Source organism: Eggerthella sp. AM16-19, from assembly GCF_003474385.1.
Lineage (GTDB): Bacteria > Actinomycetota > Coriobacteriia > Coriobacteriales > Eggerthellaceae > Senegalimassilia.
The window spans coordinates 12,405-28,476 of sequence record NZ_QUCY01000001.1 but is presented as its reverse complement, the minus strand read 5'-3'; the positions used below and the strand labels follow the sequence as shown (position 1 = coordinate 28,476).

The 16,072-nt window shown below is 67.0% G+C and carries 18 protein-coding genes; all 18 read left to right on the top strand.

The features are described from left to right. The first annotated feature begins 16 nt into the window (after nucleotides 1-16). A complete protein-coding gene (locus tag DW178_RS00155) occupies nucleotides 17-448 on the top strand; it encodes a hypothetical protein (RefSeq protein WP_117765325.1) in 432 nt (143 codons plus the stop codon). Beyond that, nucleotides 432-1,715 (top strand): PBSX family phage terminase large subunit, encoded by a 1,284-nt coding sequence (locus DW178_RS00150; protein WP_118349160.1) that lies wholly within the window; start codon nucleotides 432-434, stop codon nucleotides 1,713-1,715. Before DW178_RS00155 ends, DW178_RS00150 begins: the two co-directional genes overlap by 17 nt. Continuing rightward, on the top strand, nucleotides 1,715-3,229 hold the full coding sequence (locus DW178_RS00145) for a phage portal protein (protein WP_117765329.1): 1,515 nt from the start codon (nucleotides 1,715-1,717) through the stop codon (nucleotides 3,227-3,229). Before DW178_RS00150 ends, DW178_RS00145 begins: the two co-directional genes overlap by 1 nt. After that, nucleotides 3,229-4,950, top strand: coding sequence for a phage minor capsid protein (locus tag DW178_RS00140; protein ID WP_118349159.1), 1,722 nt, complete (start codon nucleotides 3,229-3,231; stop codon nucleotides 4,948-4,950). Before DW178_RS00145 ends, DW178_RS00140 begins: the two co-directional genes overlap by 1 nt. Next, entirely contained in the window at nucleotides 4,923-5,087 is a 165-nt protein-coding gene (locus DW178_RS11215; protein WP_158573939.1) for a hypothetical protein, read from the top strand. The genes DW178_RS00140 and DW178_RS11215 overlap by 28 nt, the downstream gene beginning before the upstream one ends. A gap of 201 nt (nucleotides 5,088-5,288) precedes the next feature. Continuing rightward, nucleotides 5,289-5,846 carry a phage scaffolding protein gene (locus tag DW178_RS00135; protein ID WP_158573938.1) on the top strand — a complete coding sequence of 186 codons (558 nt, stop codon included), beginning with the start codon at nucleotides 5,289-5,291 and terminating at the stop codon, nucleotides 5,844-5,846. A 3-nt stretch (nucleotides 5,847-5,849) separates the two neighbouring features. Beyond that, nucleotides 5,850-6,731 carry a hypothetical protein gene (locus DW178_RS00130; protein WP_117637877.1) on the top strand — a complete coding sequence of 294 codons (882 nt, stop codon included), beginning with the start codon at nucleotides 5,850-5,852 and terminating at the stop codon, nucleotides 6,729-6,731. 14 nt (nucleotides 6,732-6,745) lie between these two features. Then, a complete protein-coding gene (locus DW178_RS11210) occupies nucleotides 6,746-6,901 on the top strand; it encodes a hypothetical protein (RefSeq protein WP_158573937.1) in 156 nt (51 codons plus the stop codon). Beyond that, nucleotides 6,891-7,250: a hypothetical protein gene (locus tag DW178_RS00125; RefSeq protein WP_117637878.1), complete on the top strand. Its 360-nt coding sequence runs from the start codon at nucleotides 6,891-6,893 to the stop codon at nucleotides 7,248-7,250. Before DW178_RS11210 ends, DW178_RS00125 begins: the two co-directional genes overlap by 11 nt. Nucleotides 7,251-7,282: 32 nt before the next feature. Next, complete coding sequence (locus DW178_RS00120; protein WP_147336073.1) at nucleotides 7,283-7,576, top strand: putative minor capsid protein; 294 nt, start codon at nucleotides 7,283-7,285, stop codon at nucleotides 7,574-7,576. A gap of 2 nt (nucleotides 7,577-7,578) precedes the next feature. Next, complete coding sequence (locus DW178_RS00115; RefSeq protein ID WP_118349157.1) at nucleotides 7,579-7,929, top strand: minor capsid protein; 351 nt, start codon at nucleotides 7,579-7,581, stop codon at nucleotides 7,927-7,929. A gap of 1 nt (nucleotide 7,930) precedes the next feature. Continuing rightward, entirely contained in the window at nucleotides 7,931-8,329 is a 399-nt protein-coding gene (locus tag DW178_RS00110; RefSeq protein ID WP_117637881.1) for a phage tail terminator protein, read from the top strand. A 2-nt stretch (nucleotides 8,330-8,331) separates the two neighbouring features. Continuing rightward, nucleotides 8,332-9,048: a phage tail tube protein gene (locus DW178_RS00105; protein ID WP_117637882.1), complete on the top strand. Its 717-nt coding sequence runs from the start codon at nucleotides 8,332-8,334 to the stop codon at nucleotides 9,046-9,048. 108 nt (nucleotides 9,049-9,156) lie between these two features. Further along, nucleotides 9,157-9,660 carry a hypothetical protein gene (locus DW178_RS11205; protein ID WP_158573936.1) on the top strand — a complete coding sequence of 168 codons (504 nt, stop codon included), beginning with the start codon at nucleotides 9,157-9,159 and terminating at the stop codon, nucleotides 9,658-9,660. Between the two features lie 29 nt (nucleotides 9,661-9,689). Further along, nucleotides 9,690-10,316, top strand: coding sequence for a Gp15 family bacteriophage protein (locus DW178_RS11200; protein WP_158573935.1), 627 nt, complete (start codon nucleotides 9,690-9,692; stop codon nucleotides 10,314-10,316). A 2-nt stretch (nucleotides 10,317-10,318) separates the two neighbouring features. Beyond that, nucleotides 10,319-12,790 (top strand): phage tail tape measure protein, encoded by a 2,472-nt coding sequence (locus DW178_RS00095; protein ID WP_118349156.1) that lies wholly within the window; start codon nucleotides 10,319-10,321, stop codon nucleotides 12,788-12,790. Further along, complete coding sequence (locus tag DW178_RS00090; RefSeq protein ID WP_118349155.1) at nucleotides 12,787-13,500, top strand: distal tail protein Dit; 714 nt, start codon at nucleotides 12,787-12,789, stop codon at nucleotides 13,498-13,500. Before DW178_RS00095 ends, DW178_RS00090 begins: the two co-directional genes overlap by 4 nt. Next, nucleotides 13,500-16,052: a phage tail spike protein gene (locus tag DW178_RS00085; protein ID WP_118349154.1), complete on the top strand. Its 2,553-nt coding sequence runs from the start codon at nucleotides 13,500-13,502 to the stop codon at nucleotides 16,050-16,052. The genes DW178_RS00090 and DW178_RS00085 overlap by 1 nt, the downstream gene beginning before the upstream one ends. Nucleotides 16,053-16,072 lie beyond the last annotated feature (20 nt).

Sequence of the window (16,072 nt, the reverse complement as noted above, 5' to 3'; positions counted from 1 at the left end):
GGGAAGGAGGCCGCAGGTGCCCAAGAAGGACAAGCCGCTCACGGCGAAGCAGGAAGCGTTCGCCCGCGAGATGGCCAAGCCCCGCGCCAAGCAGCAGGACGCGTACCGCGCGGCCTACGACTGCAAGCGCATGAACTACAACTCGATAAGCTGCGCCGCCTCCAAGCTGATGCGCGACCCACGAATCGCGCACAGAATCCAGGAAATCCGCGACGCGGCCGCCAAGGACTGCCGCTGGGAGCTGCAGGACGCGGCCGCCCCGCTGTTCGAGGTGCTGGACGGCGCGCTGCCCATCTTCCGCCGCCAGGCGGCCGAGGGCAGCATCAACGGCGACGCGCGCCTGGCCATAACCGAGAGCGTGAAGCTGCTCAACGACATGTTCGGCGTGGACGGCGCGAAGGCCGCCATGGCGGAGGCGGGGGTGACTATCGTTGACGACCTCGGTTAGGCTCTCGGACGTCGTGGCCTCCGTGTTCGCCGGCGTGTGGCGCTCCATCAAGGCGCACGAGTTCACGCACTACTGGTTCAAGGGCGGGCGCAACTCCACCAAGTCGTCGTTCATATCCATCGCCATCGTGCTGCTGATCATGCTCAACCCGGAGGCCAACGCCGTCGTGCTGCGCAAGGTCGGCAACACGCTGCGCACGTCCGTGTACGAGCAGATAGGTTGGGCGTGCGACGTGCTGGGCGTGGCGCACCTGTTCGACTTCGGCCTGTCCCCCATGGAGGTGACGTACCGCCCCACCGGGCAAGTCATACGCTTTGTGGGATGCGACAAGCCGAAGAAGCTGAAGTCAGCGAAGTTCCGCACCGGCTACTGCGCCATGGTGTGGTTCGAGGAGGTAGACGAGTTCGACGGCATGGACGAGGTGCGCAGCGTGCTGGCCACGTTCCTGCGCGGCGGCGACATGTTCTGGGTGTTCTACAGCTACAACCCTCCCCGCTCGGCTCGCAACTGGGTGAACAAGGAGGCGCGCGACCTGGAGGCCCACCCGGGCGAGGACGGGCGCTTCATATGCCACACCACGTACCTGGACGTCATAGACGAGCACCCCGAGTGGATAAGCGCCGCGGCGCTGGCGGAGGCCGAGCGCAGCCGCCGCAAGACCCCCGACTCCTACCGCTGGCAATGGCTCGGCGAGGTCATCGGCACAGGCTCCGAGGTGTTCCCCGACGAGCTGCTGGACATACGCCCCATCACCGCGGAGGAGCGCGCGTCCATCGCCCTGCGCTCGTTCGGCGTGGACGCGGGCAGCGTGCACCCCTGGGTGTTCATGGAGGCGGGCTACGACGAGAACGAGCGCGTGCTGTACCTGCTGGACGAGGAGAGCCGCCAGGGAACCGAGGCCATCGACGTCAAGACCGCCGAGCTGGTGGCGGCCAAGCTGCAGGCGGCCGAGGACCCCGCCGCCGACGTGTGGTGCGACAGCGCGGCGCGCGGCATGATCCTCTACTACCAGGAGCAGGGCATCGGCGCGCAGAAGTCGTTCAAGCAGGGCCTGAACGCGCCCAAGAGCCGCATCAGGTGGATGCAGAACCTTACGCGCATAGTCATCGACCCCGACCGCTGCCCGCTCGCCGCCAAGGAGTTCCCCGAGTTCGAGTACGTGTCGAACGGGCAGGGCGACATAACCGAGACACTGCCGAAGGTGAACGACGACGCGATAGACGCGGCGGGCTACGCCGCAGGACTGTGGATAAGGAGCAACCTCTGATGGAGAAGCGAGGCAACACGGGCTACGCCGAGGCGTGGCTGCGCCGCATGGGATACCAGCCGGACACCCGCATGCAGGGCATGGTGGGCGTCTGGTTCGGCTGGTTCGCGGCGAACAACGGCTGGTACCACTACAGCGAGCGGCGCGGCTTCCGCGTGTACAAGCGCGAGCGCGCCAGCCTGCACCCGGCGGCGCTCGTGGCCGACGAGTGGGCCAGTCTGCTCATGAACGAGAGCACGATCATCTCCAGCACGAGCGACGAGCGCCGCGCCTGGATGGCGCGCTACTTCGCCAACCCCACGGCGACGGGCGGCGTCGGCGACGAGGGGCACGAGGACGGCCAGGCCGCGCCGCAACCGACAGAGGACGGCGACGCGCCCACATCGTTCGCCATGGACAACGCCGACTTCATAGCCCGCGCGTTCGCCATGGGCACGGGCGCGTGGGTCATCGAGCCGCGGGGCGTGACCGACAGCGCCTACACGCCCGACGCCGAGCTGCGCATCGTGCGCTACGACGCCACGCAGATAGTCCCGCTCACGTGGAGCGCCGACGACTGTACGCAGTGCGCGTTCGTGGGCCGCGTGGAGGTCGCCGGGCGCGACTACGACCAGTGCCAGGCCCACGTGCTCAAGGGCGGCACCTACCACATCCTCACGCAGCTGTTCGACACCCGCACGCACAAGCAGGTGACGGTCGAGGGCATCAGCGCCGACATGGACACGCGCTGCACCCGCCCGCTTTTCGCGCTGGTGCGCCCCGCCGTGTCGAACCGCTTCTACGACTACTGCGCGATGGGCGCGAGCGTGTACTGCAACGCCGTGGGGGCCATGAAGGTGGTCGACGAGGCCGCCACCTCCCTGCTCGACCACATTCGCGTGGGCCGCCCGCGCACGTTCGTGGACAAGACCCTCATAGAGTCCAAGACCGACAAGGGGCCGGACGGCAGCCTCACGAAGACCTACTACGCCTTCGGCGAGGCCGACGACACCATCTTCAGCATGAACCCCGGCGACGAGGGGTCGGCCAAGATTCAGACCGTTCAGAGCGACCTCAAGGCCGACGAGAACGCCAGCGCCATCAACACGGGCCTGCGCCTGCTGTCGGTGGCGTGCGGCTTCGGCAACGGCTACTTCTCCTGGGAGTCGCACACGGGTCTGAAGACCGCCAAGGAGGTGGCGGCCGACAACTCGCAGCTGATGCGATCCATCCACCGGCACGAGAACGCCCTGCGCAAGTCCATCGTGCGCCTCGTGAACGGCATGGCCGACGCGTGCCGCAGCATCAAGGGCGAGGCCGTGCCCTACGGCGACGTCACCGTGGACTTCGACGACTCCATCATCAGCGACACGCAGAGCGCGCGCGAGATGGCCATGAGCGAGGTCGGCGCGGGCATCATGGCCCCGTGGGAGTACCGCCGCCGCTTCTACGGCGAGACCAGCAACGAGGCCAAGGCCAACGTGCCCGAGCAGCAGGGCGGCGCGTTCGACATGCTGGGCGACGGGCTCGCCTGATGCTGGGGCCGGACTACATAGAGCACTTCACCGACGCAGCGCAGGGGGCCATGGACGAATACACCCTGCGCCTGGTGTGCATCTACGCCGCGCTCATAGGCTCCATCGACTTCGAGGGCGACAGCGCCTACTCGCAGGCCGCCCGCAAGGCGGCGCTTGCCGCCAAGGACGTGCAGAAGGCCATGAACGAGGAGGGCCGCAGAGCCGCGCGCGAGGCTGCCAAGGCTGCGGCCGAGGCCGTGGCCAAGAGCGCCGAGGCCGACCTGGCCACGCTGGGCACGGCCATGGGCGCGCTGTCCAAGACGATGCAGTGGAGGCTGCACAACTCAGCGCGGGCCACGGCGGCGGGAGTGCAGGACGTCGTGAGCCGCGACAACCTGAAGATGCCCGCCAATGCGCAGCGCACCTACCTCGAAGTCGTGGCGCAGGCCGTGGCTCGGGTGAACTCGGGCATGGCGGGCTACGAGCAGGCCACCCGCGAGGCCGTGCTGAAGCTGGCGCGGCGCGGCGTGTCCGTCGTGGACTACAAGAGCGGGGCGTGGGCGCAGCCCGACGTGGCCATGCGCCGCCACATTCGCACGCAGGCGGTGCAGGCCGGCAGCCGCAACACGCTGGAACTGCTTGAAGAGACCGGGCACGACCTCGTGCAGACCTCCTCGCACGGCGGGGCGCGCGAGAGCCACGCCAAGTGGCAGGGCCGCGTGTTCAGCCTGTCGGGCAAGTCCAAGAAGTACCCGCCGTTCTACCGCGAGACGGGCTACGGCTCTGTCGATGGCCTGTGCGGCGCGAACTGCAAGCACGACTTCGGCATCTACGTGGAGGGCCAGCAGCTGCGGTACGAGCGCGATCCCGATGGCGGCGACGAGAAGCGCGAGGAGCGATACCAGGCAGAGCAGAAGCAGCGCGAGCTCGAGCGCGGCATACGCGCCGCCAAGCGCGAGGCAACGGCCCTGGAGGCCGCCGGGCTCGACAACACCAAGGAGCGCCTGCGCCTGGGCAAGCTGCAGAAGCGCCAGCGCGAGCACATAGCCGCCCATCCCTACCTGTCCCGCGAGCGCACGCGCGAGGCCGCCGTGGAATCGAAGGAGCGCATCTACCCGCTTGCCACGGACAAGACCTGGGTGCGCGAGAAGTTCATGCCGGGCAAGGGCGCGGGCACCGCCGCAGACGTGAGCCGCCGCGCCGTGAACGGCAGGGCCTACCACGACAAGGTGGCGTCCCTTCCCATCCCGAAGCGCGCAAGCGAGGCCGTGTACGCCGAGAGCCGCCGCATCCTGCGCGACCGCGACGGCACGGGCTACGAACGTATGTCCGTCGTGTCGTGGAAGAAGGGCGAGCGCGTCACCGATACCTTCGGGCACGGCCTGAAGAGCCAGGCGTGCGGCCTGACCGCCAAGCAGGTGGAGGCGTGCAGGCGCACCAAGGGCGGCGTGGTGCTGATCCACAACCACCCCATGAGCTCGCCGCCGTCGTGGACCGACATTCGAACGGTGGCGGAAAACGACTGGGTGCGCAGCTCGGTGGTGGCGTGCCACGATGGTACAATCTACGAAATCAAGGTGAACGACCGCAGCGTCGTACAAGCGTACGAGGAGCTGCGAGAGCTGGCGAAAAGAGAGTGCCCGAACGCGGGCGGCGATGTTATCGACCAGCTTGCCACCGAAATGCTCTACGAGCGAAACGAGGAAGCGAAATGGTTCAGGCTGACAAAAAAGAAGTGACGCCAGAGGACTGGGTGCTCGTCATAGATGACAGCGCCTCCGAGTCGAAAGCCGCCGAAAAGCTGACCAAAGAAGAGCGCGAGGAGCTTTTTGCCAAGTCCCGCAAGGTTCTGCGCGACGCGGGGCTGATGAAGTAGACCAAGCGACAACCGAGTAGACGCACGGCATCAAGGCCGCCCACGAACGGGCGGCCTTTTCTTTTGCCTGGCGACACCTCGGGGAAGATGCAGGCACGCGATGGGGCGGCGACAACATGCCCCGCACGCGACCACGGCGACAACGGTGGGCCATCCAAGCGCGCAGGGAAGCGCGACAACCAAACACGGAAGGAGCAAGCGATGGCTGAAGACAACAAGCCCCAGGGAAACGAGGGCGGCGAAGGCCAGCAGACCGAGCCCCAGAAGGAGGTCGTGTCCTACGCGAAGTACAAGCGCGAGACCGACGAGTACCAGGAGCAGGTGAAGGCCCTCAAGGCCGAGCTGGAGCAGCGCGACAAGCAGATCGAAGAGTTCACCGCCAAGGCGGGCAACGCCGACGAGCTGCAGGCCGCGCTCGACAAGGCCAAGGCCGACAACGAGGCGTACAAGGCCGACGCCGAGAAGCGCGAGGCCGACATGCGCCGCGACTTCGCCATCGACACCAAGCTGGCGCAGATGGGGGTGCGCAACGCCAAGGCGGCGCGCGCGATCATCCCGAACATCGCCGACGCGAAGCTGGACGAGCAGGGCAACCTCACGGGCATCGACTTCGAGGCCCTGAAGAAGGATAACGCCTACATGTTCACCGACCAGCCCCGCGAGAGCGCGGGCGGCGACCCCAAGGGCGGCGCAGGCTCCGACGGCCTGGCCGACTTCCGCGCAGCTTTCGGACTCACCGACGAATCTTCAAAGGAGTAAATCATGCCAAACAGCATCGAACTGCCCAAGGGCTACGAGAACGTGCTCATGGAGGCGTACCGCAAGGAATCCCTGACCGCAGTGCTTGAGAGCGCCGCGCCGCAGGGCAACATCGCGCAGATGGAGCAGCTGGGCGAGTTCTACTATCCCGTCTACTCCATGGGCGGCCTGGGCGACGTGCAGGCCAACGGGCGACTGCCGCAGAACAGTGGCGCGTCCCTGACTTGGAAGCCCATCAGCGCCAACTACGACCGCGGCACCATCCTGGAAATCGACCAGAAAGTGGACGCCCAGTCCTTCAATCTGGCGTTCGGCAACGCCGCCGCGCACTTCAACCGCACCAAGGTGGTGCCCGAGGGAGACGCGTTCGTGTTCTCCACGCTGTGCGCAGGCACCGGCATCACCAAGGAGCAGAAGACCTACGCCGACGGCGCGGACATGCTCAAGGGCCTGAACGCCGCCATGTGCGACATGGACGAGAAAGAGGTGCCGGAAGAGGGCCGCGTGCTGTTCATCACCCCCACCCTGCTGGGTATGGTGAAGGACCTGGACACCACCAAGTCCCGCGAGGCGCTGGACGGCTTCTCCTCCATCGTGAAGGTGCCGCAGTCCCGCTTCTACAGCGCCATCGACCTCCTGGACGGCACCACCAAGGACGAGGAGATCGGCCACTACAAGAAGGGCACCGGCGCGGTGGACATGAACTTCCTTATCGTCCACAAGGACGCCGTGGTGCTGCGCTGGAACTTCGCGCACGGCAAGGTCATCGACGCCGAAGACAACCAGCAGGGCTTCGGCCACCTGTTCAAGTACCGCAAGTACGGCGTGTGCGGCGTGCGCGAGAACCTGGCGCACTACATCACCGCAGGCATGAAGGCAGCGTAGGAAGGAGGCGCGACATGCGCACCGTTGGACTGTCCTTCGAGAAGGAGGCCCCGAAGAAGGCCAAGCCCGCCAAGGGCAAGACGGAAAAGCCCGAGGCGAAGGCCGCAGACGAGCAGCCCGCCAAGGGCAAGGCGAAAAAGCCCGAGGCGGCCGAGGACGATGGAAACTAGAGCCCCGACCCACGAGGACTACCTGGCAGCCGGGCGCGGGGAGCTGTCCGCCGAGGAGTTCAAGGCGGCGCTCCCCCACGCCACGGCAGCCGTGCGCGACCTGATCTTCCCCAACGAGCCGGACGGCTCCGAGGAGTGGGCGCGCGCGGTCATGGCGGCCTGCGAGGTCGACGCCGCGTACGGATGCTCGGGCGGCATCATGGAGGGCGGCGGCTTCACCGTCGGCTCGTTCTCGTGGAACCCCGGTACCGAAGGGGCCAGCACCTACCGCAGCGACATGGAGGCCGCCGTCCGCCGCGAGCTGCTTGGAACGCCGCTGCTCTACGCGGGCATCGGGGGTACCAGATGATGCGGGTGCCGCGCTCGGCGCGGCCCTCCACCATGTCCGTCAAGGTGCCCAGGGAGGGCGGCTACGGCGGCGAGTTCGAGCAGCCCGTCGAGGTGCGCCGCGTGCGCTTCGAGCCCGTCTCGGCGTGGCTCGTGCGCGAGTACGCCCTGGGCGACGGCGCGCAGGGCCTCGTGATAGCGGACGGCGCGGACAGCCCCGGCATGTTCGACGTACCAGTGGGCAGCCGCGTGAGCATCGACGGGGGCGAGTGGATGAACGTGGCGAGGTGCACGCCCCGCCGCGCGTTCGGCACCCGTCCCCACCACTGGGAACTGGAGGTGAGGTAGCCATGCCCGCAGCAGTTACGGTCGACCTGACCAAGCTCATGAAGCGTTTCAGCGCGAAGGAGCTGGAGGCCAAGCAGGTGAAGTTCGCCATGAGCGTGGCCGAGGACATGAACGCGTTCACGCCAGAGGACACCAAGCGCATGCACAACTCCATGCAGGCCGCCTCCGACTTCAGGCAGGGTCTCGTCATATGGGACGCCGACTACGCCGCCTACGTGCGCGACCTGCCCGACAGCTCCATCAAGCACGGCAAGAACCCGAGGGCCAAGGCCGACTGGCCGAAGGCCGCGAAGGAAGCGCACGGCGAGGACTGGGAGCGCCTGGCCGTCGACCTCCTGACCGAGGGGGCGTGACATGGCCCCGGACGTGATGGAGGCGGCGAAGGCCGCCATAGAGGCCCTGGGCTACGGCCCGGTGCTCCTCACCCGCCTGGCCGCCTCGCGCGGCCACGACGACGCGGTGGTGCTGCGGCCCATGCCCACCACCGACGTGGTGCGCCACATGGACGGCACCCGCCGCGTGGGATACGTGCTGCAGGTCATCGTGAAGGACACCTCCGAGGCCAAGGCCATGGGCGACGCCTACGACCTGGCCGACGCGCTGGACGGGGCCGACCTGTCCTCGCCCACAGGCTCCTACGGCTTCACGAGCGCGTCGCTGTACACCGAGCCGCAGGAGATAACGCCGCCCGAGGGCGGGCCGTACCTGTGGGAGTTCCGAATCAAAGCGACCATAACCATAGAGAAGGGATAACGATGGCAAAGAACCAAGACCTGGGCTTCGCGCCCAACTACATGAGCGCGCTGGAGATCGACACCACGCCAGACGCGGCCAGCCCCACGTGGGCCATCTTCTCGCGCGGCATCACCGAGGTGAAGCCGACCACCAACGAGACCACCGAGACCAAGGACTACTACGACGGCTACGGCACTCCCACCGACAAGGTGAAGAGCGTGCAGCCGCAGTACGAGGTCACAGGCGACCGCTGCTACGGCGACCCCGCGCAGGACTTCGTTGCCAGCCTGGCGCTTGAGACCGGCGAGGGCCGCACGGGCCACTTCCGCCACACCGACCCCAACGGCGACGTGGTGGAGGGCGACTGCACCTACCTGGGCCTGACCGTCGGCTCGCAGCAGGGCGCGGCGTCCGACCCCGGCGCGTTCTCCTGCACAATCTCGGGCGCTGGCGCTATGCGCTACATCCCCGCCAACAAGCTCAAGCAGCCCACGGGCGTCACCTGCACCGCGCCGACCGGCCCGGCCGTGGGCAAGTCCATGAAGCTCGCGCCGACCGTCACGCCCGCCGAGGCGAACGCCAAGTGCTTCTTCGCATCGGGCAACACCGACGTGGCCACCGTCGACAGCGACGGCAACGTGACGGGCGTGGCCGCAGGCGAGGCGGTCATCACCGTGCGCTGCGCGTCCAAGCCGAGCATCTGCACGCAGGTGAAGGTCACCGTGGCGGCGAAGTAGCCGCAGGCGACACCAGACATAACCTCCTGGACATGGGGGCGCGGGCTAGTGAGCGGCCCGCGCCCCTTTTCTATGCCCGACGCTCACCGCTCACGAAAGGGGCAACAAATGGAACTTCTGAAAAACATCCGCGCGTACGAGGACGTGTTCTTCGAGGACCCCGAGGAGAACCCAGACACGCCGCGCTTCCGCGTGTGGTTCGACGACAAGCACATCGAGGAGTACCTGGCCAAGGTCGGCAACGCCATCGACCGCGCGCAGGCCAACGAGCAGATGGCCCGCGAGGCCGACACCCCCGAGAAGGCGGCCGAGGCCAACGCCGCGCAGGCCCGCCTCATGAAGCGCACCATCTCGGCGTTCATCGGCACCGAGGGCTGGGAGCAGCTGCTCGCGTGGATGGGCGGCGACGAGGGCCCCATCGCGCCCGAGGAGAACATCCGCATCCTGGGCGAGGTCTTCGCCACGTTCCTCAACATGTTGGCGCGCCACGCGACCAGCGAGCAGCTGATGGCGTGCGGCCTTGCATACAGCGAGCGCGCCGATCAGGTCCAGGCGCTCAACCGCGCCCAGCGCCGCGCCAAGGCCAAGCGCAAGAAGAAGGGCGGCAAGTAATGCTGCCAGCCGCGCTCACGGCCGAGCGGGTGCGGCTGCCCGATGGCACGAGCGCCACGCGCTACCCGTGGAACGGCGAGGAGGTGCTGGTGCGCGACGACGCGCTCACGATCATCCGCGTCATCGAGGTGCTGACCGACGAGGGCAAGTCCGACGACCAGCGCCGGGACGAGTTCCTGGCGCTGTTCTTCGTGGACTGGACGGATGCGTGGTGCGCATGCGACTACGACGCCGCCGAGTTCGTGCGGATGCGCGACGCGGCGGTATGGGACATGTGCGGACTCGACCTGAGCGGCGACCGCCCGCACGAGACCCCGCTGTGGGACTTGGAGGAGGACGCGGCGCGCATACGCACCAGCTTCCGCCAGGCCTACGGCATCGAGTGGGACGAGGTGCGCGGTCGCATCAGCTTCGCCGAGTTCGTGGCACTCGTGGGCGGCTGCCCGCAGGACACGCCGCTCGGCGCGGCCATCCACTACCGCAACCCGGCGACCAAGCCGAAGCCAACCAAATACAACAGGCAGGAGGTCGAGGCCTGGAACGCCGCCCACAAGGCGTTCGAACTCGGCAAAGGCCGCAGCTCACACGGCTCTGAGGAAGGAAGCGACGCGGCGATGCGCGATGTGTTCGCCGCGCTCAAGAGAGCGACGAGGTGAGCATGGACGGCAACGTCATCATCAAAGCGGTGCTCGACACCGTTGACGTATCCAAGAACATCAAGACCCTGGAGCGCGACCTCCAGGGCATCTCCTGGAAGAACATAACCGAGGGCGACGAGAAGGCCGCGAAGCTGTCGTCCTCGTTCAAGAAGGCCGGCACGGCCGCCACGGTGACGCTGACCGCGCCCGTGGTGGCCGCCGGCAAGGCCGTATTCGGCGTGGCCAGCGACTACGAGCAGGCCAACGCCCGCATAGCCGCCGCGTTCGGCGTGTCCGGCGAGGAGGCCGAGCGTTTCAGCGGCATAGGCAAGCGCATATACGAGGGTGGCTGGGGCCAGTCCCTGGACGAGGTCAACGATGCGCTGATCCAATGCAAGTCCACCCTTCGCGACGTGTCCGACGAGGACCTGCAGACCGTCACCACCAACGCACTCATGCTGTCGGACACCTTCGGCGCAGACGTGAACGAGTCCATACGCGGCACCAACGCCCTCATGGAGGGCTTCGGGCTGTCCGCCACCGAGGCCAGCGACCTGCTGACGGCGGGCATGCAGCGCGGCCTGAACTACACCGACGAACTGGGCGACAACCTGAGCGAATACTCCGTGCGATGGGGCGAGGCGGGAATGAGCGCCAGCGAGTACTTCTCGCTGCTAGAAGCGGGCACGTCCAACGGCGCGTACAACCTGGACAAGGTGGGCGACTACCTCAACGAGTTCCTGACGGCGCTGTCCGACGGCCGCATGGAGGAATCCATCGGCTCGTTCAGCGAGGGCACGCAGGAGGTCTTCGAGAACTTCAAGAACGGCAGCGCCACCGCCGAGGACATGCTGCAGGCGGTGCTGGGCGACCTCACGCAGATGCCAAACGAGTACGACAAGGCCGCGCTGGCCTCCACCCTGTGGTCCTCGCTGGGCGAGGACAATGCCATGGGCATGATCGAGTCCCTGGCGGGCGTGCAGGACAGCTTCGGCGACGTGGCGGGCGCTGCGCAGCAGGCCCAGGAGGCCGCCTCCGACAGCTTCGCCGTGAAATCGCAGGAGGCCATGCGCGAGCTGCAGGGCTCCATCGAGCCGCTTGGCGAGCCGCTGCTCAACATCGCCACCAACGTGGCGGGCGTCGTCAAGTCGTTCTCCGAGTGGTTCGCCGGCATCGGCGAGGGCGGCCAGACGGCCGTGCTGGCCATAGCGGCCATAGTGGCGGCCATCGGGCCGGTGCTGTCCACCGTCGGCACCATCATCAGCGTGGTGCCGCAAATCGGTGCCGCCTTCTCCGCCGTAGGCAAGGCGGGCACTGCCGCGCTGGGGCTTATAGCCGCGCACCCCGTGATAGCGGCAATAGCGGCCATCATCGCCGCAGTGGTGCTGCTGTGGAACAACTGCGAGGAGTTCCGCGACGCCGTGACCGCCGTGTGGGATGCCGTGTGCGCCGCGTTCCAGGTGGCCGTCGGCGTTGCCGGCGGGGTCGCCGAGTCGATAGGCGCGTTCTTCTCCGGGCTGGGCGCGACGCTCGCGGGCGTGTGGGACGGCATCTGCAACGTTGTGCAGGTGGCCGTGATGCTGCTCGCGGAAATACTCAACCTAGCCATCGAGACGCTGCTCATACCCTGGAACTTCGTCTGGGAGAACTTCGGCGGCGTGATCACGGCGGCGTGGGATCTCATATGCGGCGCGGTCGGCACGTACATCCAATACGTGAGCGACGTGATAAGCGCGGCCCTTGAGGTAATCCAGGGCGTGTGGGACACGGTGTGGGGTGCCGTCAGCTCAACCGCTTCCAGCGTGTGGGATGCCATCACCTCGGCGATAGGCGCGGCCATCGACGCCATCAGCTCCACCATATCGGCGGTGCTGTCGGCGATACAGGCCGTGTGGGACTCCGTTTGGGGTGCCGTGAGCACCACGGCGTCGAACGTGTGGAACGGCATCAGCTCGACCATATCCGGCATCGTCAACAGCATCCGCGACACCATCTCCAGCGTGTTCAACGCCGCCCGCGACACCGTGGCCGGCATATGGAACTCCATAAAGAGCGCCATCGAGACGCCGATAAACAGCGCCCGCGACACCGTGCGAAACGTAATCGACTCCATCAAGGGGTTCTTCAACTTCTCGTGGTCTCTGCCCCACCTGAAGCTGCCGCACCTGTCCATCTCGGGCGGGTTCAGCATCGACCCGCCGAGCGTTCCGCACTTCGGAATCAACTGGTACGCGAAGGGCGGCGTGTTCAACGGCCCCAGCGTCATCGGCGTCGGCGAGGCGGGCCCCGAGGGCGTGGTGCCGTTCAACGAGCGCGGCGCGCGCCCGCTGGCCGAGGGCATCGCCAAGCTGCTCGACGGCAAGGGCGGCGCGGCCCATGGCGACACGAACGTGACAATCAACCTGTACGCGACCGTGCGGGAGGAGGCCGACATCGAGAAAATCTCCCGCCAGATAGCCAAGGAAATCAAACGGCAGGAGTGCTTCGCATGATATACAACGGCTTCGACTTCGCGCCGTGGTTCGACACCCGGCTCGTGACCCGCTCGCTGCTGCCCGAGTACGAAATCGCCACGCGCGACGTGCCCGGGCAGCCCGGCTCGCGCTTCATGCGCGCAGAGCTGAAACCCCTGACGATAGACGTGGCGGCGGCCTGGAGGGCACGCCCCGCCGACGATATGGCAGCCCTTCGCCGCCTCATGGCCTCGCGCCTGCTGTGTCTCAAGGAGGCCGAGCTGTGGCTGGACGACGAGAGGCACCTGGGCCTGCGCTACATGGCCGTGCTGACCTCGCCGGGCGCGCTCGACACGTTGTGGCACACCGGCGAGGCCACGCTGACGTTCACGGCATACGACCCCGTGGCCTACGGGGCCGAGGGGCGCGCAACCGTGTCGGGCATCTCGGGCGTGCAGGTGGGCGGGACGTTCCGCACCTACCCCACCGTGACCGTCAGGCCCGGCGGCAGCACGTCGGCGCTGCGGCTGACGAACATGGGCACGGGCGAGTTCGTGCAGATCGACAAGGCGGTGACGGCATCGAGCGCGGTGGTCATCGACATGGCCGCCCCGCAGGCCACGGTGGACGGCAGCCCCGCGCCCGTGACCTTCGAGAGTGACTTCTTCCCGCTGGAGCCGGGGGCCAACAGCCTCAAGCTGTCCAGCGGCACCGCGACGGTACAGTGGACGGAAAGGTACGTGGGCTGATGATTCTGTGGGCATGCGACCGCTGGGAGGCGTACAAGGGACCCATCAAGACGCTGTTCGAGTGCGAGGACACGCGCGAGGTCAACGGCGAGAACGCCCTGAGCATCACAACGCTGGCGCGCCTGGACAAGGGCGACCGCCTGGTGTGGCGCGACCTCAAGGGCCGCTGGCACGAGAACATCGTGGACGGCGTGGAGGAGGAGCGCGCAAGCGCGGGCATCCTCTACACGTACTACTGCCCGACCTCGGCGCAAATCGAGCTCCTGGGCGACTACCTGGAGGACAAGCGCCCCTACGACGTGAGCGCCTACGCCGCGCTGGCCTCGGCGCTGTCCTCCTCGCGCTGGCAGGTCGGAACCGTGGCCGACCTCGGGCAGGCCGGCACGAACTTCTACCACACCAACGCATGGGCGGCCATCCACGACGTGGCGGACACCTGGGGCGGCGAGCTGTCGTTCGAAATCCAGGTGAGCGGCACCAAGGTGACCGCACGCCGCGTGTGCATGGCCAAGCAGGTCGGCGAGGACAACGGCAAGCGTTTCACCTACGCCAAGGACCTCGTGAGCGTCAAGCGCAGCGTGGACGAGGGCAACGTGTGTACCGCCCTGTACGGCTACGGCAAGTCCCTGCAGACCGCCGACGAGGACGGCAACCTGACGGGCGGCTACGATCGCAAGCTGACCTTCGGCGGCGTGAACGGCGGGCAGAACTGGGTGGGGTCGGCCGACGCGCTGGCGCGCTGGGGACGGCCCGATGGCAAGGGCGGCAAGGCGCACGTGTTCGGCGACGTGGAGTTCTCCGACTGCGAGGACGCCGCCGAGCTGAAGAAGCTCACCGAGGCGCAGCTGGCGAAGTCGTGCGTGCCCACCGTGTCCTACACTGTGGACGCCGTGGCGCTTGCGCGCGCCGGCGAGGGCTTCGAGGGCGCGGACGAGGGCGACCTGGTGACCGTGGTGGACAAGGTGTACGACCCGCCGCTGCGCGTGCGCACGCGCATCACCAAGGTGGTGGAGGACCAGCTGCGCCCCGGCGAGGTCACCTACACGTTCGGCAACTACCAGACGGTCGCCGAGCTGATGGCCGCGCAGAAGTCGGCCGCCAAGTCCACCGCCTCGACCATCCGGGCGACCGTGACCGAGGCCGTGAACGCCTCGAACAAGGCATCGACCGGCAAATGGGGCGAGAGCCTGGCGGCCGCCGAGGAGCGCCAGAAGGCGTACGCCAAGGAGGTCGGCGGCGCCGCCCAGGACTACACCGACCAGATAAGGGACGAGCTGGACAAGGCCCTCAAGGAGTACGCCGACAACGGGGACACCACGCTGGAGGAGGCGCTGAAGAAGTACTCCGACGACGGCAACCTGACCCTGGACGAGGTGCTGCGCCTGTACACCGACACGTCGATAGAGCAAAGCGAGAGCGTGCTCAAGCAGATAGACGAGGCCAACAAGGAGTACCTGGAAGGCGTCACGGGCAAGTTGGACGAACGGCTGACGAGCGCCGAGGGCGAGGTGGATGGGCTGCAGAAACAGCTCGACCAGCTGCCGACGGATATCCGCAAGAAGATCGTTGACATGCTCAACAGCGAGGTGAACACCACGGGTGGCTGGGTGTACGAGGAGCCCGGCCAAGGCATCCTGGTGTACGACAAAAAGCCCGAGAGCGCCACCAAGTGCGTCAAGATAGGCGGCGGAATCATCGGCGTGGCCAACTCCAAGTACTCCAGCGGCGCGTGGAAGTGGCGCACGGCCATAACCGGCGACGGCGTGACCGCCGACGAGCTGACCACGGGCCGCATCAAAGGCGGGAACTCGTACTGGGACCTCGACAGCGGGGCCTTCTACCTGCGCGACGGCTCCATCTTCATGACCGACAGCAACGGCAACAGGGTCTATATCAACGCCACCAACGGCTTCCAGATATACGACAAGAACGGCTCCATCATCGCGGGCACCGTGCTGGTGGGCAGCACCTCCATGTTCCGCTGCAACATGGTCGGCACGTCGTCAACCAACTACATCACCACCGGCACGACGACGAACAACCACCCGGGAGCGTCGTTCGTGAACGGCTCGACCGAGTACTGCACCATCGAGGCCGTCCACGCGAAGGACAGCCCCACGGCGAGCTCGACCGACGGCGTGGGCATATCCACCTGCGGCTACGGCTTCCTGGCAGTCAACCGCTACTACCGCCAGACGTGGCTGACGACCCCCTACTACGCGGGCTACATGAGCCACCCCGACGAGCAGCTGTACATGAGGAGCGGCAACAGCAACGCGGGCGGCTCGGCGTACGTGAAGCTGCAGGAGAACTCCAACAACTACGTGTACCTGGATAGCAGCCGCGCAGACATTGGGTCGTCGGGCACCGCCAGGATACTCGCCCCGAAGTTCGCCATAGGAACCAGTCCGAGCAGCGGCGGCACCTACGGGTACACGGGCTCCACGCAGTTCATCGGGTGCATCACCAACAACGGCAACAACTGGACGTGGGGCACCATCAACGTGGTGAACGGAATCATCACCGGCATGAGCAGCATCACGGGAAACTAGACCAGCGAGAGAGGAAACGG